This window comes from Arthrobacter sp. ISL-48 (assembly GCF_018613805.1).
Classification (GTDB): Bacteria; Actinomycetota; Actinomycetes; order Actinomycetales; family Micrococcaceae; genus Arthrobacter.
The window spans coordinates 14,204-33,323 of the sequence record NZ_JAGGPL010000024.1; the positions used below are offsets into that span (position 1 = coordinate 14,204).

At 66.1% G+C, this 19,120-nt stretch carries 18 protein-coding genes; 7 read left to right on the forward strand and 11 right to left on the reverse strand.

What is annotated here, in order from left to right:
* Window positions 1-33: 33 nt before the first annotated feature.
* A complete protein-coding gene (locus tag J7E83_RS19340) occupies window positions 34-1,464 on the reverse strand; it encodes a gamma-aminobutyraldehyde dehydrogenase (protein ID WP_214965452.1) in 1,431 nt (476 codons plus the stop codon).
* A gap of 155 nt (window positions 1,465-1,619) precedes the next feature.
* On the opposite strand from J7E83_RS19340, the gene J7E83_RS19345 reads away from it, so the two are divergent.
* A complete protein-coding gene (locus J7E83_RS19345; RefSeq protein WP_214965454.1) occupies window positions 1,620-3,059 on the forward strand; it encodes a PucR family transcriptional regulator in 1,440 nt (479 codons plus the stop codon).
* 76 nt (window positions 3,060-3,135) lie between these two features.
* Here the strand turns inward: J7E83_RS19345 and J7E83_RS19350 are convergent, their stop codons facing one another.
* Complete coding sequence (locus J7E83_RS19350; RefSeq protein ID WP_214965456.1) at window positions 3,136-4,740, reverse strand: CYTH and CHAD domain-containing protein; 1,605 nt, start codon at window positions 4,738-4,740, stop codon at window positions 3,136-3,138.
* 163 nt (window positions 4,741-4,903) lie between these two features.
* Between J7E83_RS19350 and J7E83_RS19355 the strand changes: the two genes are divergently transcribed.
* Window positions 4,904-6,124, forward strand: coding sequence for a CynX/NimT family MFS transporter (locus J7E83_RS19355; RefSeq protein ID WP_214965458.1), 1,221 nt, complete (start codon window positions 4,904-4,906; stop codon window positions 6,122-6,124).
* A 2-nt stretch (window positions 6,125-6,126) separates the two neighbouring features.
* Window positions 6,127-6,807 carry a FadR/GntR family transcriptional regulator gene (locus J7E83_RS19360; protein WP_214965460.1) on the forward strand — a complete coding sequence of 227 codons (681 nt, stop codon included), beginning with the start codon at window positions 6,127-6,129 and terminating at the stop codon, window positions 6,805-6,807.
* 116 nt (window positions 6,808-6,923) lie between these two features.
* Here the strand turns inward: J7E83_RS19360 and J7E83_RS19365 are convergent, their stop codons facing one another.
* On the reverse strand, window positions 6,924-7,460 hold the full coding sequence (locus J7E83_RS19365) for a hypothetical protein (RefSeq protein ID WP_214965462.1): 537 nt from the start codon (window positions 7,458-7,460) through the stop codon (window positions 6,924-6,926).
* Window positions 7,461-7,611: 151 nt separating this feature from the next.
* On the opposite strand from J7E83_RS19365, the gene J7E83_RS19370 reads away from it, so the two are divergent.
* The 3 genes from J7E83_RS19370 (at window position 7,612) to J7E83_RS21305 (ending at window position 10,038) form a co-directional block, all read left to right on the forward strand.
* Complete coding sequence (locus J7E83_RS19370; RefSeq protein ID WP_214965464.1) at window positions 7,612-7,902, forward strand: hypothetical protein; 291 nt, start codon at window positions 7,612-7,614, stop codon at window positions 7,900-7,902.
* A 2-nt stretch (window positions 7,903-7,904) separates the two neighbouring features.
* Window positions 7,905-8,732: a DUF1206 domain-containing protein gene (locus J7E83_RS19375; RefSeq protein ID WP_214965466.1), complete on the forward strand. Its 828-nt coding sequence runs from the start codon at window positions 7,905-7,907 to the stop codon at window positions 8,730-8,732.
* Window positions 8,733-8,820: 88 nt separating this feature from the next.
* Window positions 8,821-10,038, forward strand: a complete 1,218-nt coding sequence (locus J7E83_RS21305) for an SRPBCC family protein (RefSeq protein ID WP_251044179.1) — start codon at window positions 8,821-8,823, stop codon at window positions 10,036-10,038.
* A gap of 91 nt (window positions 10,039-10,129) precedes the next feature.
* Here J7E83_RS21305 and J7E83_RS19385 read toward each other — a convergent pair whose 3' ends face one another.
* The 3 genes from J7E83_RS19385 to J7E83_RS19395 all read right to left on the reverse strand — a co-directional run bounded on the left by J7E83_RS19385 (window position 10,130) and on the right by J7E83_RS19395 (window position 13,709).
* Window positions 10,130-11,596 (reverse strand): FAD-dependent oxidoreductase, encoded by a 1,467-nt coding sequence (locus J7E83_RS19385; protein WP_214965468.1) that lies wholly within the window; start codon window positions 11,594-11,596, stop codon window positions 10,130-10,132.
* A gap of 97 nt (window positions 11,597-11,693) precedes the next feature.
* A complete protein-coding gene (gene cobA, locus J7E83_RS19390) occupies window positions 11,694-13,007 on the reverse strand; it encodes a uroporphyrinogen-III C-methyltransferase (protein ID WP_214965469.1) in 1,314 nt (437 codons plus the stop codon).
* Window positions 13,008-13,091: 84 nt separating this feature from the next.
* On the reverse strand, window positions 13,092-13,709 hold the full coding sequence (locus J7E83_RS19395) for a TetR/AcrR family transcriptional regulator (RefSeq protein WP_214965471.1): 618 nt from the start codon (window positions 13,707-13,709) through the stop codon (window positions 13,092-13,094).
* Between the two features lie 75 nt (window positions 13,710-13,784).
* Between J7E83_RS19395 and J7E83_RS19400 the strand changes: the two genes are divergently transcribed.
* Window positions 13,785-14,279, forward strand: coding sequence for a cupin domain-containing protein (locus J7E83_RS19400; RefSeq protein ID WP_214965474.1), 495 nt, complete (start codon window positions 13,785-13,787; stop codon window positions 14,277-14,279).
* A gap of 6 nt (window positions 14,280-14,285) precedes the next feature.
* Here J7E83_RS19400 and J7E83_RS19405 read toward each other — a convergent pair whose 3' ends face one another.
* The 5 genes from J7E83_RS19405 to J7E83_RS19425 all read right to left on the reverse strand — a co-directional run bounded on the left by J7E83_RS19405 (window position 14,286) and on the right by J7E83_RS19425 (window position 19,007).
* Complete coding sequence (locus J7E83_RS19405; protein ID WP_214965476.1) at window positions 14,286-14,735, reverse strand: SRPBCC family protein; 450 nt, start codon at window positions 14,733-14,735, stop codon at window positions 14,286-14,288.
* Between the two features lie 61 nt (window positions 14,736-14,796).
* Window positions 14,797-15,747, reverse strand: a complete 951-nt coding sequence (locus J7E83_RS19410; RefSeq protein ID WP_214965478.1) for an ABC transporter permease — start codon at window positions 15,745-15,747, stop codon at window positions 14,797-14,799.
* A complete protein-coding gene (locus J7E83_RS19415) occupies window positions 15,737-16,462 on the reverse strand; it encodes an ABC transporter ATP-binding protein (RefSeq protein WP_214965480.1) in 726 nt (241 codons plus the stop codon). Before J7E83_RS19415 ends, J7E83_RS19410 begins: the two co-directional genes overlap by 11 nt.
* 51 nt (window positions 16,463-16,513) lie before the next feature.
* Entirely contained in the window at window positions 16,514-17,638 is a 1,125-nt protein-coding gene (locus tag J7E83_RS19420) for an ABC transporter substrate-binding protein (RefSeq protein ID WP_214965593.1), read from the reverse strand.
* 202 nt (window positions 17,639-17,840) lie between these two features.
* Window positions 17,841-19,007, reverse strand: coding sequence for an RtcB family protein (locus J7E83_RS19425; protein WP_214965481.1), 1,167 nt, complete (start codon window positions 19,005-19,007; stop codon window positions 17,841-17,843).
* Between the last annotated feature and the right edge of the window lie 113 nt (window positions 19,008-19,120).

Genomic DNA, 19,120 nt, shown 5'->3' on the forward strand with positions numbered 1-19,120 from the left:
GCTGGGCTGGGGCGTACGGATCAGGCGTCTGCGTTATGCGTCGAGCGCACTCATGACGTGCTTGATGCGCGTGTAGTCCTCGACGCCGTACATGGAGAGGTCCTTGCCGTAGCCGGACTGCTTGAAGCCGCCGTGCGGCATTTCGGCGGTCAGGAGGATGTGGGTGTTGATCCAGACGGCCCCGAAGTCAAGGTCGCGGCTGAGCCTCATGGCCGTGCCGTGGTCGCTGGTCCAGACGCTGGAGGCGAGGGCGTAGTCGACGTCGTTCGCGAGCTCCACTGCCTCATCCTCCGTGCTGAACTTCTGCACGGTAATGACCGGCCCGAACGTTTCCTTCTGGACGATGTCGTCGGTCTGCTTGGCGCCGGTGACGATGGTGGGCTCGAAGAAGAAGCCCTTGTCCCCGGAGCGGTGGCCGCCGATTTCGATCCTGCAGTTTTCCGGAAGGTGCTCCACAACGGAGCTGACCTGGTTGAAGTGGTTCACGTTGTTCAGCGGGCCGAAGTAGTTGTCCTCATCGTTCTGCGAGCCCGTATGGAGAGTCTTGGTGTGCTCCACCATCGCTGCCACAACATCGTCGTGGACGGAGTCCTCGACGAGCACGCGGGTGATGGCGGTGCAGTCCTGGCCGGCGTTGAAGAAGGCAAACTCAGCGATGGCCGCGGCGCTCTTCTTAATGTCGGCGTCCTTGAACACGATGGCCGGAGCCTTACCGCCGAGCTCCAGATGGGCGCGCTTAAGCCCTTTGGCAGCGCCGGAGGCGACGGCGATACCGGCACGCACCGAACCAGTGATGGAGACCAGCCCGGGGACCTTGTGCTCCACCATCAGGGCGCCCGTTTCACCGGTCCCCAGGACGACATTCAGGACACCGGCCGGGAGGATTTCGCCTGCCAGCCGGGCCAGCACCAGGGTGGATTCGGGGGTGGTGTCTGAGGGCTTGAGGACCACGGTGTTCCCGGCCGCCAGGGCGGGACCGATCTTCCAGATGGCCATCAGGAAGGGGTAGTTCCATGGCGCGACCTGCGCCACCACGCCGATGGGTTCGCGGCGTACGTAGGAAGTGTGGCCCTCGAAGTACTCACCGGCGGACTTGCCTTCCAGGATGCGGGCGGCGCCGGCGAAGAACCGGAGCTGGTCGGCGCCGGCGGCGACTTCCTCGGACGCGATCAGCGAACGCACCTGGCCGGTATTGCGGTGCTGGGCTTCCACCAGTTCTTCACTGTTGGCCTCGATGGCGTCCGCGAGCTTGAGCAGCATCAGTTGGCGCTGGCTTGGCGTGACGTGCTTCCAGGTCTTGAAAGCATCCTTTGCGGCGGCCATGGCGGCATCGACGTCACCTTGGCCGGAGATGGGCGACTGGGCAACCACCTCACCGTTGGTGGGATTGACGATGTCCAGCATGCCAGTTCCGGCGGGCGTGACGAACTCACCGTTAATGAAGTTCTGCAAGGTTTGAACCACGGTGTGCAACCTCTTTCATAGGACCATCAGCCGTGAAGCGGATGGATGCGACTGCCTCGAGCCTATGCCAGCCCCCTAAGCCAGGGAATAGCCACCTGCACACCCTTTCCCGAATTGTTTAGTGCGGTTGACCAGTGACGGATTATCCTTGGGAGATGGCCATTTCCCTCGCTGCCCTCCTGGGTGTCAATTCCCTGAATCTTTCCAAGGCTGGCTTGGCCGAGACCACCTGGCACCAGGACATCAACTGGGTCGCGGTGACGGAACTGGAAGATCCGCAGCGCTTCATTAACGGCGGCGAGCTGGTGCTCACTACGGGCATGCGCCTGCGCTCCGCGCCTGAGCAGCGACGCTTCGTCCGCCAGGTCCAGCGCGCGGGCGCAGTGGGCATCGGGTTCGGCGTCGGATTAACGCACGACGCCGTCCCGCCAGCCATGATTGCCGAGGCCAACCGCTGGGGACTGCCCGTGGTGGAGGTCCCCTACGAGACCCCGTTCATCGCCATCGGCAAACTGGTGGCTGATGCCCAGTCCGCGGACCACTACGCCAAGCTGGAGCGCCTGATAGCCGGACACCAGGTCCTGGCCCGCGCGCTCCTGACGGGCGGCGGCCTGACAGAGCTCCTGAAGCACCTCGGCAGCATGCTCCGGACCGACATTGCACTCACTCAGTTCACGGCGCAGCTTTACAACAGCGCCCATGAACACCCCTCCGCGGACACGTGGGCGTCATATCCCATTCCCACTGGCCGGCGGGACGCCTGCACGCTCTGGGTCCGCCAGCCTTTCGAGGATTCAGGCATTGTGGGCTACGCCCAGAACCTGATCAGCGTGGAACTGAACAACATGGTCAAGCAGCGGCAGGCGGAGCGGGCATTATGCGGGCAAGTGCTCGAGGACGTCATCCACGGCGCCTTGGAGACCAGCGAGGCCCAGCGCCGATTGGCGGGCGTCGGGGTCAACAGCACGCGCAAGAACGTGGTGCTGCTTGCAGTCTCCGCCGCCCACCACAAGGCCCTGGTCAGTACCTCAGTACCTCAGCAGCTGGAGAACGCGGTGGCCGCCGCCGTCGGGAAGGATCTGGTGATGGTGGTCAACGACGACGGGAGCGGCGCACCGGCGCTGGCGCGGAAGCTGAGCGACCACCTGGCTGAGGCAGGGATCCATGCGACAATCGGCATCGGCGGGGCGTACACCAAGCCGAACGGGCTGCGCTGGAGCTACTTCGAAGCGCGGGACGCCGCAAGCCACGGCCTGCCCGTGAACGAGCCAGAACGGCTCAGCCTGACCTCGCTGCTGCTGGCCAGCGAGGACGTACCCCTGGCGGACATGGCCAACGAATCCCTGAACCCGCTGCGCACATTCGACACCGCCCACGGCGCCGAGCTGATGACCACCCTGGAAAGCTACCTCAACAACAACGGTTCGGTGGCCGCCGTCGCCGAGGCCCTGACCCTGCACCGGAACACCGTCCGGTACCGACTGGCCCAGATCACCGAACTCACAGGCTACGATCCGGCGGTCACGACCGACCGTGTCCAGTTGTGGCTGGCGCTCGCCGTTTCCCGGCTCGGCGCCCGCCAGCCCTCCACCTGAGCGCGCATCTGAGCACGTCACCTGCCGGCAGCAACCCGGGTCCTTTCGGCGCCCATGTGAGTGCCAAGGATGGGCGCTAAAGGACCCCGCGTTGCAGGAGCTTGCGGGACTTCTTCCACGCCTTCCGGTACGTGGACTCGGCTTCCGCCGCGAGCTGCGCCTGCCGCATCCGGAGCGTGACGTAGACGGAGGCAACTGCCTCCGGAAGATCCGGGCCCGCGCCCAGCCTGCCGAGCAGTTCAAGGGCCAGTACGCTGTCGTGCAACTCGCCCAGGATCTTCTGCTGCCTGCGCGCGGCCTTGGCAATCTTGGCGGCCCGCTTTCCATGGACGGGGCTGGCGGATTCCGCCACATGCCGGAGCCGTTTGGCGTCCTTTCGCACCTGGTGCAAAGCGGTTTCGTGTTGCGCACCCCGCCTGGCTCCTTTGGCAGCCTGGTGAGACCGGCGCAGCCTCTTGGCGGCCTTCTCCACCAGCTTGGCCGCCATCTTCCGACCGGACGCGGTTCCCTCCGGACGGACCGGCGGGGAGTCTCGGAACTCCTCAAGGTCATCCAGGAGCCGGAAATACCGCTCGGACAGCAGCACCTCCTGCATTTTCCGGTAACCCGAGTCGAACCTGCCGCCAAGTTCATGTTCCACACTGCTCTTCACCAACGCCACGGCAGGCCCCTCCGGCAGCTCGTCCATGTGCCGGCGTAGACGCTCCATGATGACTTCGGCATCGCGCGGCGCCCCGAGAATCCGGCCAAGCCACGTGAGCTCGTCCCGCAGCCGCCGCACCGCCACCGCGCTGTACAAGCTGCGGTAGGCCGACAGTGCCGACCGCGTCCGGCGCACTGCAGAGCGCATGGTGTGCACGGCGTCCGGTTCCTCCAGCCTCACCCCTGGATCGTGGGCCAATATCTCGCGGATCTGCGCGGCCAGATAGGCGGTTACGACGGCGGACGCAGGGGACTTCTTTCCCGGCGCCGCCGTGGAGGGCTCGCCGTCGTCCGGCTCACGAGTGTCAGCCGCCTCCCCGAGCGCGCGTGCGAGTTTGGAACCGTGCCGGGCGGGACTCGCTCCGGCTGCAGCAAGGGCGTCCTCCGCCGCAGGGAAAAGATCCGGGCTGCCGTGCACGAGCTCGAGCTCCCACTCACGCCACTGCTGAGTCTGCCCGTCGCCGGAGAGGCCACCTCCGGACTGGGCGTCTCCAGTCAACGCCTGCGACTGCACGCGGTCGTCGGCCAAATCCGCCAGGTGTACGCCGTCCTCCGCATAAAGCGGGTAGGTGGTGCGTCGCGTTTCCAGCCGGACCACCGGAGCCAGGCCGGCGCCGCGGAGGTAGGCCTGCACGTGCGCGAGCAATCTGTCAGGCACGACGGCGGGCTGGCCCAGCGGCGCATGCACCTCACGGCGCTGCGGGGCTGCTGAGTCCTGGCCGGCAGGGGAATCGCTTCCGTCGGAGGTCCCGGCTGGCAGCTTCAGGTGCCACCCGGCGTCGGCGCCACCTGTCCGTCGCCGCAAGGTGATGTGCCGGGAAGCGAGGGTGTGGCGGTCTGAGTCGAAGTAGACCGCCTCCAGCGTGGCCACGTGGGGCTCCCCCACTCGGGCAACGCCCGGCAGATCAGCCAGCGAAGGCACGACGGCGGCCTCATCGACGTCGTACTTTTTCTCGATCTCAATCCCCTGGGATGCCATGACAGGCCGTCCTTCCACATCAGTGCAGCGCCGGCGCGGGGCCCATGCCGCTCCGGGTGCCCCAAAACTTTCCGTTGCCCGAGTCTATGGCCCTGTCCACGAGGGCGGGAGATGTTGGCCACAAAACTGGAAACATCAAACGTCTAACCTTTAGCGTTAAGGGATGACCGCAGCGACTTCAGCACCCCCGACACTGCATACTGCTCCGCCCAAGCCGCGCGCCGCCGTCGTGCTCGCCGTCATTGCGCTGGTGCTGATCGGGCTCAACCTTCGCGCCGGAATTACCGGAGCTTCAGCCCTGCTCCACGATCTTCAGATGGTACTGGGATACGGGCCTCTGGTGGCGGCAATCATCCCGTCCATCCCCACGCTCTGCTTTGCCGTCGCGGGAGCGGCGACGTCGTGGCTCACGGGGCGGCTCGGCGTCGAGAAGTCCATCCTGCTGGCCCTGGCGATGCTGGCGTCCGGGCTCCTGGTCCGCGGCATCCCGGCCACGGGTGTACTCGTGGCCGGGACGGTGCTGGGGATGTCCGGTCTGGCCGTCTGCAACGTGGCCATGCCCTCCTTCATCCGGGAGCATTTCGCCCAGCGGACGTCCCTCATGACAGGGCTGTATACGGTCACCATGACCACGGGTGCCACGGTCACATCCGTGGCGGTGGTCCCGCTGGCGCAGGCGCTCGGCTCGCCTTCCGCCGCCATCGGAGCCATCGGAATCATGGCCCTCTCCGCCTTCCTGGGTTTCCTGCCTGTTGCCCTGCACGCGCACCGCAACAAGGCCCGGACCCCCGGCAGCCGCATCTCACCCTGGCCCCTGCTGCGTACCCGGAAGGGCCTGCTGCTCACCGCCATCTTCACGCTGCAGGCCCTGCTCGCCTATGCCTTGCTGAGCTGGTTCCCGTACATGCTGACCACCATGGGGCTCAGCGCATCCGACAGCGGCCTGATGTTCGGGCTGATGCAGCTGGTGTCCGTCCCGTCCGGCATGGTGCTCATCGCCATCGGCTCCCGTCCCCGGATGCTGCGGCCGGCGTTCTACCTGGTTTCCGTGGCCATGGCCGCGGGGGTGGCTTCGCTGCTGTTCCTGCCGGTGAGCCTCGCCGTGATCCCGGCTGTCCTCCTGGGATTCGGCCTGGGCATCTTCCCGCTGGTGATGGTGATGATCAGCCGCAGCGGGACGAGCACCGCGGAGACCACGGCGCTTTCCACACTCGCGCAGTCCACCGGCTATCTCCTGGCCACGGCAGGACCTTTCGGCGCCGGCCTGCTGCACAGCGCCACCGGCGGCTGGACCCTGCCGCTTGTCCTGCTGCTGGCCCTCGCGCTCGTCCAGATTGTGGTGGGGCACCTGATCACCGGCCGCCGCCCGGTCGGAGAGAATTAGCCATGGCCCTGAGCACGTCACACCGCCAGCCGCTCGCGGACGAGATCACCGGCAAGCTGCGGGACATGATCCATTCGGGTGAGTGGCCGCTGCAGCAACGGATTCCTTCCGAGACCGAGCTGATGGCCGGCCTGGGAGTCTCCCGGGGGACGCTCCGGGAGGCGGTCAAGGCCCTGGCCCACAGCGGGATGCTGGAAGTCCGCCGCGGGGACGGCACCTATGTCCGTGCCACCAGCGAGATTTCCGGCGCCGCCCGCCGCCTCTACCAGGACCACACCGAGGAGCACATCCTGGAGGTCCGGGTTGGCCTGGACACCCAAGCGGCGCGGCTGGCCGCCAAAAACGCAACGCCCGACGACGTCACCGCCATGCGAGCGCTGCTCACCGACCGCGATGCGGCCTGGGAGATTACCGATTACGCGGCCTGGGCCCGGGCGGACTGGGGCTTTCATGTGCGGGTGGCCCTGGCGTCCGCCAATCCCCTGCTGCACGAGCTCTACATCAGTTTCGGCGAGGTGTTCCACCAGGACCTGCTCAGGCAGCAGCCACGGGAGGGCTTTGACGGGCTGCCGCATGAGGGCCACGGTGCCCTGGTGGACGCCATCGCTGCAGGAGACAGCGATGCTGCCGTGGCCAGCGTCAACAGAAACCTGAACTCCTGCGCGGAGTGGCTCCGGTCCTAGGCCGACTGGCGCACACGCGAACGACGGGAGACGGACGACGACGGCCTGGCACTTTGGTGCCAGGCCGTCGTCGTGCGTTTACCCGCCTTGGCGGATGTTACCGGCTGTGCTGATCCCTATGACTTGAGGCCAGCGAACACGTTCTTGGGCCGCTGCATCTCGCCGTGCTTGGCGCCGAGGATAATTACCAGGCCGGCGAAAGCGGGGATGGCCCACTGCAGCATCTTGAGCTGCTGCTGCGCGGCTTTCAGTTCATCCGAGGCGTCCGGACTGGGCTCGGTTGCACCGCGTGCCCCCTGGTCCGCGAGCTTCTCCACCTTCTTGCCCAGAACCCCCGCGTATAGAGTCACAGCCGCACCGGCCACGGTCACCGCCGTCTTGATCGCGGTGTCCCGCGCCACGCCATCCTGCTTGGCGATGCGCTCCTTGTTCTCCCAGGCAATGGCGAGATCGGCCACCAGGTGGGACACGAAGGCCGCCGTCTGGATCGGCGCCCACTTCATCCAGCCCGCACTGGAGAGCCGAGTGCGTTCAGCCGGATCTATGGATTCCGCCGCCGCCCCGTTGAGCCCGATCGCACCCATCAGGGATCCACCGAACCACGCACCGGCCGTGAGATCGTGAACCGACCGGGCAATGAGATTTCCTGCCATGATGTGCTTCCTAACGTTGAACTGGTTCCGAAATGCCGCGTCTGCGGGCTTCACTGCGTATCCCATCAAAGTCATGGTCAGGCTATGGTAAGCACACTTACTAATGTTACGGAACCCCGTCTTAGTGAGCCGTTGCGCGTAGTATCGCTGCATGGAAAATACAGGCACCCTGTTCGGCTGGGCCTTCGGAGACGCGGCGCGCGAAGCCGACGCTAAGTACGTGGAGGAGCTTGAGCGTGAGGCGCTGGAAAACGCCCGGCAGACGGCGGAAGCCAGAGGCTTGGCGGTCGAAGCCGGCTCGGCGGTCTTCACCATTCTTAACGCCCACGAAACCCTGGTGGAGCTGGACACGGCACCTGACAGCCTGGTTGTCCGCGCCACAGTGCACGTCGAAGGTCCCGGCGCCGGCAAGCTCCACGCCGAAGGGCCCATGAACGGCTAACCATGTCAGACGGGGAATCCACCATCAGTGACGCAGCCGACGCCGTCGAGGAGGCGTCCAATGCCAAGGCGCTCGACGTCGTGGCGCGTTCAGGGTTCGCCGTCATGGCCCTGCTGCACGTCATTGTCGGTGCCATTTCCATCGCCCTTGCCCTGGGCCAGCCCGGCGAGGCAGAGCCGACCGGTGCCATTCAGCAGTTGAGCGCCAACCCGTGGGGCCCCGCCGTTATGTGGGCCTGCGTTGTGGCCTGCACCGGCCTGGCGCTCTGGCAGCTGAGCGAGGCCACCCTCCGCGCCCGGCACCTCCCCCGCAGGGAACGGCTCGCAAAGCTGGTTTCCTCCGGGTTCCTGGGACTGGCATACGGAAGCGTAGGGCTCAGCTTCGCAGGTTTCGCTCTTGGGCTGCGGGGAGACTCGGGGGACTCCACGCGGGATTTCACGGCGGCGCTCCTGAGCGCCCCACTGGGCGTGTGGGTCCTCGTGGCCCTCGGCCTCACCATCATGGGCGTGGGCGTCTACTTCGTGGTGAAGGGCGTGCGCCGGGGATTCAAGGAGGAGCTCTTCCACTTTGACGGCACGCGCCGCGGCCGGATCATCGACTCGCTTGCGATCACCGGCCACACCGCCAAGGGCATCGCGCTCAACCTGACGGGGCTGCTCTTTGTCATCGCGGCCGGCAAGCACCGCCCGGAAGAGTCCACCGGCCTGGACGGAAGCCTCAAGGCGCTCCGCGACCACCCCTTTGGCCCGTACCTGCTCCTCGCGATCGGAGCAGGGTTCATCTGCTACGGCATTTTTGCGCTGGTCAGGGCCCGGTTCGGACGGATGTAGGCCACAATCCGTGGGTTGCACGCCGACCGCCGAACGTGACAGATCCCGGACATGACAGACCGGCGGACGTAACAGGAAGGAGCAAGCCATGACAAATCAGCCCCCTTTTGAAGACCCCTTGGCGCGCGTCGCCGAGCTCGGCGGACGGGCGCTTGCTGCCATCTTCCGGGCCACCAAATTAGTGCGGCCCAACCGGCCCATCCATCCGCGGGGCGTCAGCCTGGCGGGCGAACTGAGCAGGAACGGGAGTCCCCTTGGAGGCGGAAGCGGCCTGGACTGGCTCGACCACCCGGGGGTAGACACCGTGGAGGCAAGATTTTCCCGCTCAGTAGGGTTTCCACCGAGGGTCCCTGACATCCTCGGCCTCGCGCTCCGCATCCACTCCAACAGGCAGGACTCAGAGGCTACAGAGCCCGCAGACGTGCTGTTCGCCTCCACCGGATGGACGTTCCCGTCCCGGATCGTACTCCTGCCCAGGCTCAATATCGGTGGAGCAACTCTGACGACGCTGATGCCATACCGGGGTAAGCGCGGCCCGGTGCTTTTGGGGCTGCGGACACTGCAGTTGCCTCCTCATAGCGGGAACGTTTCGGATGCCGAGGCCCAGCTGTCCCTGGACACCGGAGACTGGGTCCTTGGGCTCTACTTCGCCAAGCCGGCCGGGCGCTGGATCCGGGCCGGTGAGCTGCGGCTGCGCACCGCCGAAGAAGGCGCGGACACTCCCCTCCGCTTCAACCCGTTGGAGCACCCGCTGCCAACAGCACGGACCTACCGCTGGACGGAACGGCTGCGGGAACAGTCATACCGGGTGGCCCAGCGTCCGGCCAATACTGCCAGCTCCTCCACGACGAACGAAAGGAAACCCATGTCGACTGTGACCAAGGTGTTCAACTCCCCTGCGGCGGAGGTGTGGAAGGTAATTGCCAATGGCTGGCTCTACTCTGGCTGGGTGGTGGGAGCATCCAGGATCCGCGCCGTGGACGCACACTGGCCGGAGGCAGGGTCCAGGCTCCACCATTCCGTGGGCGCGTGGCCGCTGGTCATCGACGACAGCACGCGCGTGACCGCCGTCGAGCCCGGCCGCTCGCTGGAGCTCCTCGCCCGGGGCTGGCCCGTGGGCGAGGCCAAGGTGGCTTTTACGCTTGAGGATCAGGGAACCCAGTGCCGGGTCACCTTGGCCGAGGACGCCGTGCGCGGACCGGGAAAAATGGTACCCAAGGTCCTGCGCGATCGCCTGATCGGCATGCGCAACCGCGAGACCCTCGACCGGCTCGAGCTCATGGCAGCAGGCGGCGCCGGGAACTAAACGCCCCGCGCGAACCGGCAGCTAATGACCTCAAATCCGTGATTTGCCGTCATTAGCTGCCGGTTCGCGCAGGCACTTTAGAGAACGCGGGTCAGACTTCGGCGGCTACCCCATCGCGGGAGATGGCAACCATGTCCTCGCGCGGCACCACCTTGATGCGCTCACGCTTGACCTCCACGCCATGCGACCCGCCGGCGGCCGTGGCCTCTGCACCGAGGGCAAGCTCGTGCGCGTCCAGGGCGAGCCAGCCTTCCCAGCTGGTGAACTTCACGCCGCGGGCCTCAAGGAGTTCGACGACGGCGTCTGCCGCCGGAGCGGAAGCAACCGGGAGGTTTTCGCGGTCTTCCAGCAGGTACGTGACGGTCTCGAGGGCATCGCCCTTGGTGTGGCCGATGAGGCCGACGGGCCCGCGCTTGATCCAGCCGGTGGCGTAGATGCCCGGCACATGGGTGCCGGAGGCATCAAGGACGCGGCCGCCGTCGTTCGGGATGACACCCTTCTTGTGGTCGAACTCGACCTCGGGCAGGGCGGAACCGAAGTAGCCGATGGCACGGTACACGGCCTGGACCGGGTAGTCGACGAATTCGCCTGTGCCGCGGGCGTTGCCCGTGCCGTCCAGCTCGGTGCGCTCGAATTTCATGCCGGCAACGCGGCCGGGGGCCTCGGCGTCGTCGTAGATTTCCACCGGGCTGTGCAGGAAGTGCAGGTGCAGGCGGCGGGAGGCGGTCAGCTCGGAGAGGTCTTCGGGCTGCTCGGCAATCCAGTTGGTGAGGGTACCGACCATGGTTTTGGTCTGGTTGTTGCTCTGGATCTGGCGATCCGATTCCTCGTCGAACTCGAAGTCCTCCGGGTACAGGATGATGTCCACATCCTTGGAGTGGGAGAGCTCGCGTAGCTCCAGCGGGGTGAACTTGACCTGGGCGGGGCCGCGGCGGCCGAAGACGTGCACGTCCGTGACGGGCGAGTTCTTCAACCCGGCGTAGACGTTGTCCGGGATCTCGGAGACCAGGAGGTCGTCGGCGTGCTTGGACAGGACGCGGGCCACGTCCAGTGCCACGTTGCCGTTGCCGATGACGGCGATTTCCTTGGCGTCCAGCGGCCATTCGCGGGAGACGTCCGGGTGTCCGTCGTACCAGGAGACGAAGTCCGCCCCGCCGTAGGAGCCGTCCAGTTCGATGCCCGGGATGTTCAGGTCCGCGTCCTTGATGGCGCCGGTGGCGAAGATGACGGCGTCGTAGTGGGTGCGGAGGTCCTCGATGGTGATGTCAGTGCCGTAGTCCACGTTGCCGAAGAACCGGATGTCGCCGCGGTCCAGGACCTTGTGCAGCGCGTTCACGATGCCCTTGATGCGGGGGTGGTCAGGGGCCACGCCGTAGCGGATCAGGCCGTAGGGTGCCGGGTAGCGGTCAAAGAGGTCGATGCTGACTGTAAGTTCGCCGCTCTTGACGGCCTCGCTCTTGGTGAGGATGTCCGCGGCGTAGACGCCGGCCGGGCCGGAGCCCACGACGGCGACGCGCAGCGGACGGTCGGCAGATCCTACGGAGGTGCTTGATGACACGGCTGTGTTCCTTTTGTTCGTTCCGGCCCAACTGACTCGCACTTAACGTCGTGAAATCAGTTTTCAGTGCGTTAACTGCGAGCTAGTTGGGTGGGGGCTAGGTGGTGAGGACGCGGGGCTTTTTCGGGGAGGAGCTTGGGGTGGTGCTGGTGCTGGTGCTTGTGGAGCGGGGGCGGTTCGGCGTGGTGGTGCTGTAGTCGGCGGTTTTGAAGTGCGACGGAGCGAAGGGACTCACCCGCACCACGTCGCCGATCACAATCACCGCGGGGTTTGCGACGCCGGTGGCTTCCGCCTGGTCGGCGATGGAACCGAGAGTGCCGATCGTCACGCGCTGGTCCGGCAGGTAGCCATTCTCAACGATGCCAACTGGAGTGTCCTGAGGCAAACCGGCGGTGGCCAGGGCCGCCGCCGACTCCCGCAACTGGCCCACTCCCATGAGCAGCACAATGGTGTGGTCGGCCCGGGCCGGGACCTCGGACAGTTCCTCGTGACCGGTGACCACGCTGAAGCCTTTGGCCAGGCCGCGGTGCGTGACGGGAATGCCCGCGGCAGCCGGGACGGAAATTGCAGAGGTGACGCCGGAGACCACTTCAACCTCGATGCCGTACCGCCTGCAGTATTCGGCTTCCTCGCCGCCGCGGCCCAGGACGTAGGGGTCGCCGCCCTTGAGCCGGACCACACGATATCCAGCTAGGGCTTCTTCGACGAGGATCCGGTTGATCTCGGCCTGCGGCACTGGATGGTGACCGGGGGTTTTGCCGACCTCGATGACGCGGACGTCGGGGGCGAGTTCGTTGAGCAGTTCGCGCGGGCCCAGGCGATCGGCCACGACGACGTCGGCTTGGCCCAGGAGCCTGCGGCCGCGGACGGTGATGAGGCCGGTATCACCCGGTCCGCCGCCAACGAGGGCCACGGAACCGTTCTCGGCGGCGCGGCGGCGGCGCAGCGGGAGGTCACCGGTTTCCAGGGCGGTAGCGACGGCGTCGCGCAGGGCCATGGCACGGCGCGGGTCTCCCCCGGCGTTGACCGCGATCTTGACGTCATCCACCTCGGCGACGGCGGGGGTCCAGGCGGCGGAGGCTTCGTGGTCGGACGCGTTAACGCACCAGATGCGCTGCGCCTCGGCGTCCTTCGAAACTTGGGTGTCCACGGCGGAATCACCGGTGGCCGTCTGGACGAACCAGACGCCGTCGACGTCGGACGGAAGGTAAGGGCGCGGCTCCCAGGTGAGGAGGCCGGCGTCGGCCAGTTCGCGGAGCGAGTGAGAGGCAACGGGAGCGACGACGGTGACCCGGGCACCGGCGTCGAGCAGCCCCTTGGCACGGCGGGCAGCCACCGGGCCGCCGCCTACCACCAGCACGGGGCGGCCCAACAACCGCAGCGCTGTGGGGTAAATATCCTGAATTGCCATAAGTCGACGATAGGGGTGCGTCATATTCCCCACCAACGGCGGCGGAAACACCAGTTCACGTAAGGTAACGCGGCGTAACTTAGGTCAGTCACCTGTCGGCCGGGGCCCCTGCGTCAGAGCCTGGTTGAGGAGTGCGCCTGCTGACCACCGCTGGGAGGCAACAGCCTCTTCCCGGCTCAGGCCGCCGACGTCGGTCAGCCACACCAAGGATTCAATGCCTGTGGCACTGCGGATGGCCAGGACCAGCCGGTGAATATCCCTCTCCTCCATCTGTCCTTGGAGCGGGGAGAGCGCCTCGGTGAGCCAGGCGATTGCCCGGCCCTGCCGCAGGGGCAGGCCCCGTTGCTCGTCAAGGGTCTGCTCAAGGGACAGCCTGAGCATGGTCCGCTGCTGCGCTTCGGATTCGAGAATCATCCGGGTGAATTCGACGACGACTGCATCCAGCCGATCCGCCACGTCGGCTGGCGGAGATTCCGGAAGCAGGGACGTCCGTGCGGTTTCAGGATGGGCGGCAGCCAGGAGCTCCCGTTGCCCCGGGAAATAGCGGTAGGCCGTACTCCGGGCCACTCCCGCTATGACAGCGGCATCGTCCACCGTGGGCGAGGCACCGGACGCAATGAGCTGGCGCGCCGCAGCAACCAGGGCATCGAGGGTGCGGCGTTTCTGGCCGGTGCGTCCAATGTCTGCATAGGGTCTTGACATGTACTACATGGTATCCGAGTCTTGTTATGGGACAAGAGTCCCATAAGTCTTTCGAGAAGCATCGAGGCGGCCACCATGGAGACGAAGAACTCAGCATCCGCAATCGTTCGGCAGCCAGGCGAAGGGGCCAGGCGCTGGTTCTTCGGTGGCGGGGTGCAGACGTGGAAGGCCACGGAAGAGGACACCGCCGGAGCGTTCCTCCTCTTCGAGGATGAGATGGCCCTCAACAAGGTCACGCCGCTCCACACACACCCGGATTCGGACGAAACCATGTACATCCTGGCCGGGGAGATCCTGATGAATATGGACGGTACTGAGCACCGGGTCGCTGCGGGCGGGGTGACCATTGCGCCCAGAGGCGTTCCCCATGCGTTCAAAGTCCTGCAGGAAGGCACGCGCGTGCTGTGCCTGCACACCCCCGGCGGCGCCCAGGCATTCTATTTCGGCGCGAGTGAACCGCTCGCCGCCGGGCATGGTTCAGGCGTTGTGGATTTCGACCGTATCCGTGAATCAGGGAGGTTGAACGGCGGCATCGAGATCCTGGGGCCGCCGCCGTTCCCGGAACCCTAGGAACGCCTAGTCCTGAAGGCTCGCCAGGAAATGGCCGCGGTTCCTGATGAGCCGCTGCAGGTAGGGGCGCAGGACCACCTGCTCTACGAGGCGCCCAAGGAAGCCGAAGGGCGCGCTGAACTCAACCCGGTCCGTCATGACGCTGCCCGTCTCAGTGGTCAGGAACTCGTGGACGTGGCGGAAGGACTTGAACGGGCCCCTGACTTGTTCGTCCACGAATCCGGCGGGAAAGTCCATTGAGGTGATACGGCTCGTCATGGTCAGTGGCAGACCGAAATGCCGCGCACGCCAGGTCACCTCCTGGCCCTCAGCGATCAGACCGGTCGTGACGCCGCCAATGGCCCGCTCCCCCGCGCCCTGCTGGGATTCCACGTGGGCGTCGATGCTGCGCGCCAGGTCGAACAGCCGCTCCCTGGGCAGGGCCGACTCCGCGCGGCACACAAAGCTGACAGTCATGGTGCCAGTCTGCCAGAGCGTCCCTGCTGGGTTGCGTCGCCTGTGGCGGTTCCGTCTCGGCCTACCGGGTGCTGCCGGCGAGGAGCCCACGGCTGCGGAGAAGGCGCTTCTCGATCGGCGCGAAGACCAGCAGCTCGATCAAAATGCCGACGGCGAGGATCAGCAGGATTGCCGACATCACCACCGTCATGTCGGACAGGGCGCGGCCCTGGTCCAGCAACGAGCCGAGGCCGAAGCCGATAGTGCCGCCCACGGCGATGATTTCCGCGGCCATCAGCGACCGCCACGAGAAGGCCCAGCCCTGCTTGAGCCCGCTGAGATAGCCGGGAAGCGCGGCCGGAAGAACAATCTGCAGCGCCATCTCGAGTTTTGACGCGCCCAGGACGGTGCCCACCCTGCGGTACTGGGGCGGGATCTGGTCCACGCCGGAGATCAGCCCGTTAATGATGGACGGGATGGCGCCCATGAGCACCACAAAGTACACCGTCCCGTCGGTGAGACCGAACCAGATGATGGCAGCAGGCACCCATGCGACGGACGGCAGCACCTGCAGTCCCGAAATGAGCGGCCCGAACGCGCGGCGCAACGGCGCAACCTGCGCCAGCAACAGCCCGACAGGGGTGGCGACGACAACGCTGATCAGGAACCCTACGAGCCCGCGCTGCAGCGAAGTCCACACAGCTTCCTGAAGCTTGCCCTCGCCCCACAGCACGCCCACCTGTCCAAGCACATCGAGCGGGCCGGGCACCAGGTCACGGCGCTTTACTCCCAACGAAACGTAGAACTGCCAGGCGAGCACCAGGACCACCAGGGCAGCCATCGGAAGAAGGATGCGGCTCCAATCGATGCGGTGCTTGCGCGCGGCGTCGGACTGCAGGGAATCGAGCCCGGACTCAAGCTCGCGCAGGTCCTCGTGCCCGCTGGAGGACCTTGTGAGGGCAGCGGTGATGTGCCGGCTGCCCTCGGGCTCCGTTGAAGGTGCGTCGACCACCGGGGTGGGGTTACTTGGCATGGCGGCGAATCTCCTCCCGTAGCCGGGCGGTGATGACCCCGGTCAGCTGTCCGGCAAGTCCGGCGTCGGTTCGATGTTCTTCTGTGACGGCCCATTCCTGGACCACCCGGCCGGGGCGGGAGGACAGCAGCAGCACGCGCTGGCCCAGCCGCACGGCTTCACGGACGTTGTGCGTGACAAAAACGATGGTGCGCCCGGTTTCCTTCCAGATGCGCTCCAGTTCGTCGTGGAGGAGGTCGCGCGTGATGGCGTCAAGGGCGGCGAACGGCTCGTCCATCAGCAGCAGTTGCCGGTCCTGCGCGAGCGAACGCGCCAGGGCGACGCGCTGGCGCATTCCGCCGGAAAGTTCGTGCGGGCGCTTGTCCCCCGCCCCGCCGAGGTGCACCAGGTCCAGGAGCTCCTGTGCCTTGACGCGCCGCTGGGCCTTGCCGACGCCGCGCAGCTTCAGTGCCAGCTCGATGTTCTCCCGCGCGGTGAGCCACGGGAACAGGGCGGCGTCCTGGAACATGAAGGCGGCGCCATCGCTGGGCACTTCCAAAGCGCCCGACGTCGGAAGCTCCAGTCCCGCCATGATGTTCAGCAAGGTGGACTTGCCGCAGCCGGAAGCACCGAGGAGGGCGACGAACTCGCCCTTCCCGATGTTGGCGTTGACGTCGTCCAGCACCGGGGCGCCGTCGCCGAAGCGCTTGCCCAGGTTTTCCAGTACGACTGGCATGGTCCCGTCCTTCGGTTGGTGGTGTGGAGTGGTTGGTCTGGAGGAGCGGGATCAGTCCTGGCCGAGCCCGGCGGCGGAGATGGACTTGCCGGTGACTTCGTTGAGCGCGCGTAAGTCGAAGATTCCGTTGATATCGGCCTGCTTGGTGGTGCCGGCCTCCACACCGTCTTTCAGCAGCTTGGGGTAGGTCCCGGCAAGCGGGTCCACGGTGAACACGATGTTCTGCAGCGACCTGTCGATGACATCGGCCGGGAGGGCGGCGCCGGCAGACTCCTGCAGGGCGGCGTTGATCTCGTTTGCCTTGTCGTCAGCCGGCGCGGTGTTGAGCCAGTCCACTGACTTGGCGTGGCCCTTGAGCAGCGCCTTGACGGTGTCCGGGTGCTCGGCGGCGAATTTCTTGTTCACGATCAGGATAGTGGTGGGGAACTCGCCCGGTTTGCCGGACAGCGAACCGTCCCACAGGTCCTTCTCATCCACCAGGACCTTGGCTCCGGCCTGGAGCACCAGCCGGGAGGCCCAGGGCTCGGGCAACCAGGCGCCGTCGAGCTTTCCGTCCTGGAACAGCTTCAAGGTCTGGGCGTTGTCCGTGGGGTTGATCGCCACGTCTCCGCTGCCGTCCACGTTCGTCTTGTAACCCTGGCCCGCGAGCCAGGCGCGCAGGGCCACGTCCTGGGTGCCGCCCAGCTGCGGGGTCGCGAGGGTCTTGCCCTTGAGGTCAGCCGCCGAATTGATCTCCGGCCGGACCACCAGCTGCGCGCCGCCGGCCGCGGCGCCGGCGATGATGCTGATGGACTCGCCGTGGCTCTTGACGAAGGAGTTGATGGCCGGGTTCGGGCCGAGATAGGCAGCGTCGACCGCGCCGGCGTTCAGCGCCTCGATGGCCGCGGGGCCGGCGTTGAAGACCTGCGTACTGAGCCTGGTGCCGCCCAGTTCCTCCGCGAAGAAGCCCTTGTCCAGGCCAACCAGGGCAGGGGCGTGCGTGACATTCGCGAAGTAGCCCAGCTTCAGCTCAGCCGCGGGGGTGGGCGCTGCTGCCTGAGCCTCTGTGTTGCGCGAAACTGTGGACGCCACAACCGCCCCCACTGCGATCAACAGGACGAGTCCGATGGCCAGCCCGGCTTCGATGGCACGCTTGCGCTTGGGCACTGCGCTTTCGCCTGCCTCGATGCGGGTCATCCCGGGCTTGGAACTAGTCATTGTTTCACCATAGGGACTGTCATAAACGGGGTTCAATGAAGTGGAAACGGGGGGTCATGCAGGTTCATCTAGCGTCACATTCGGAAGGGCGCGGGACGGAGTTCGCCGGGATCGCCGGAAGCGTGCCGGTTCGCCGTTTGCTTCCGGCGAATGGGCAGGCTTCCGGCGAACTCGCGGCGGTTTAGTTGCCCTTGACGTTGATCAACTGCCGCAGCTTGTGGCGGACCTTCACCAGATCTGCCGCATCCCGCATGACCTGGTCGATCGGCTTGTACGCCGCCGGAATCTCGTCGATGAACGCCTCGGACGCGCGGAACTCGATCCCACGCATCGCCTTCTTCAGTTCCTCAAAGGAGAAGGTCTTGCGCGCGGCGGTTCGAGAGTACTCGCGGCCCGCTCCATGCGGGGAGGAGTTGAGGGACGCCGGGTTGCCAAGCCCTTCAACCACGTACGACGCCGTCCCCATGGAACCGGGAATAAGTCCAGGATCGCCGGGCTCGGCCTTGATGGCGCCCTTCCGGGACACCCAGACAGACTTGCCATAGTGCGTCTCCTGCTGCGTGAAGTTGTGGTGGCAGTTGATCCGTTCCCTTTCCTGCACCCGGCCGCCTGCCCAGTTGGCGAACTGGATGATCACACGGTCCATCATTTCCTCACGGTTCAGAAGGGCGAAGTGCTGGGCCCAGCGCAGTTCCTTGATGTAGCGGCTGAACTCGCCCGTGCCCTCCTCCAGGTATGCAAGGTCCGTGTCGGGCAGCCTGATCCCCTTTTTCTCGATGACCCGCTGAGCCACGCCGATGTGGTGCTGGGCGATCCTGTTGCCCACTCCCCGCGATCCTGAGTGCAGGAACAGCCAGACCGCATCTCCCTCGTCTGCGCTGACTTCGATGAAGTGGTTGCCGGATCCAAGCGAACCAAGCTGGAGCTCCCACTTCGCAACGTACTCCGGAGGGCTGAAGCCTGCCTCGGCTGCGAGTTTTCGCAGTTCGGCAATCCGCGGCTCGGCAGTGGCCTGGACGTTGCGGTTGTTGTGGCCGGCGGACAGCGGGATGGCACGTTCAATGCCCTCGCGCAGCCGCTTCCGGTCCTTCGGGAGGTCCTTCAGCGTGTACTGCGTCCGCACGGCGATCATGCCGCAGCCGATATCAACGCCCACCGCGGCCGGGATGATCGCCTCGAGAGTAGGGATCACCGAGCCGACTGTCGCGCCTTTGCCAAGGTGGGCGTCCGGCATCAGGGCCAGGTGCGGGTAGATGAACGGCAGCCGGGACGTTGCCACAGCCTGCTCGCGCGTCTTGTCGTCCAGGATCGAAGCCCAGTTGATGAGCTTGGGGTTGATGGTCTCCACGGCTCTGCCCTCCCACAGATGATGATGGTGGGCGTGGGGGCACGTGGCAAGAGCCGGCGCGAAGCCTAAGAACGACGAGTTCGCGGGAAACGCGCGAGGTCGCCGTATATTTA

Coding starts and splice junctions, on each gene's coding strand:
- J7E83_RS19415 (WP_214965480.1), bottom strand. CDS start 16,462: ATGCCAGTCGTACTGGAAAACCTGGGCAAGCGCTTCGGCGACGGCGCC.
- J7E83_RS19410 (WP_214965478.1), bottom strand. CDS start 15,747: ATGCCAAGTAACCCCACCCCGGTGGTCGACGCACCTTCAACGGAGCCC.
- J7E83_RS19370 (WP_214965464.1), top strand. CDS start 7,612: ATGGAAAATACAGGCACCCTGTTCGGCTGGGCCTTCGGAGACGCGGCG.
- J7E83_RS19405 (WP_214965476.1), bottom strand. CDS start 14,735: ATGACTGTCAGCTTTGTGTGCCGCGCGGAGTCGGCCCTGCCCAGGGAG.
- J7E83_RS19395 (WP_214965471.1), bottom strand. CDS start 13,709: ATGTCAAGACCCTATGCAGACATTGGACGCACCGGCCAGAAACGCCGC.
- J7E83_RS19365 (WP_214965462.1), bottom strand. CDS start 7,460: ATGGCAGGAAATCTCATTGCCCGGTCGGTTCACGATCTCACGGCCGGT.
- J7E83_RS19350 (WP_214965456.1), bottom strand. CDS start 4,740: ATGGCATCCCAGGGGATTGAGATCGAGAAAAAGTACGACGTCGATGAG.
- J7E83_RS19400 (WP_214965474.1), top strand. CDS start 13,785: ATGGAGACGAAGAACTCAGCATCCGCAATCGTTCGGCAGCCAGGCGAA.
- J7E83_RS19360 (WP_214965460.1), top strand. CDS start 6,127: ATGGCCCTGAGCACGTCACACCGCCAGCCGCTCGCGGACGAGATCACC.
- J7E83_RS19355 (WP_214965458.1), top strand. CDS start 4,904: ATGACCGCAGCGACTTCAGCACCCCCGACACTGCATACTGCTCCGCCC.
- cobA (WP_214965469.1), bottom strand. CDS start 13,007: ATGGCAATTCAGGATATTTACCCCACAGCGCTGCGGTTGTTGGGCCGC.
- J7E83_RS19420 (WP_214965593.1), bottom strand. CDS start 17,638: ATGACCCGCATCGAGGCAGGCGAAAGCGCAGTGCCCAAGCGCAAGCGT.
- J7E83_RS19345 (WP_214965454.1), top strand. CDS start 1,620: ATGGCCATTTCCCTCGCTGCCCTCCTGGGTGTCAATTCCCTGAATCTT.
- J7E83_RS19375 (WP_214965466.1), top strand. CDS start 7,905: ATGTCAGACGGGGAATCCACCATCAGTGACGCAGCCGACGCCGTCGAG.
- J7E83_RS21305 (WP_251044179.1), top strand. CDS start 8,821: ATGACAAATCAGCCCCCTTTTGAAGACCCCTTGGCGCGCGTCGCCGAG.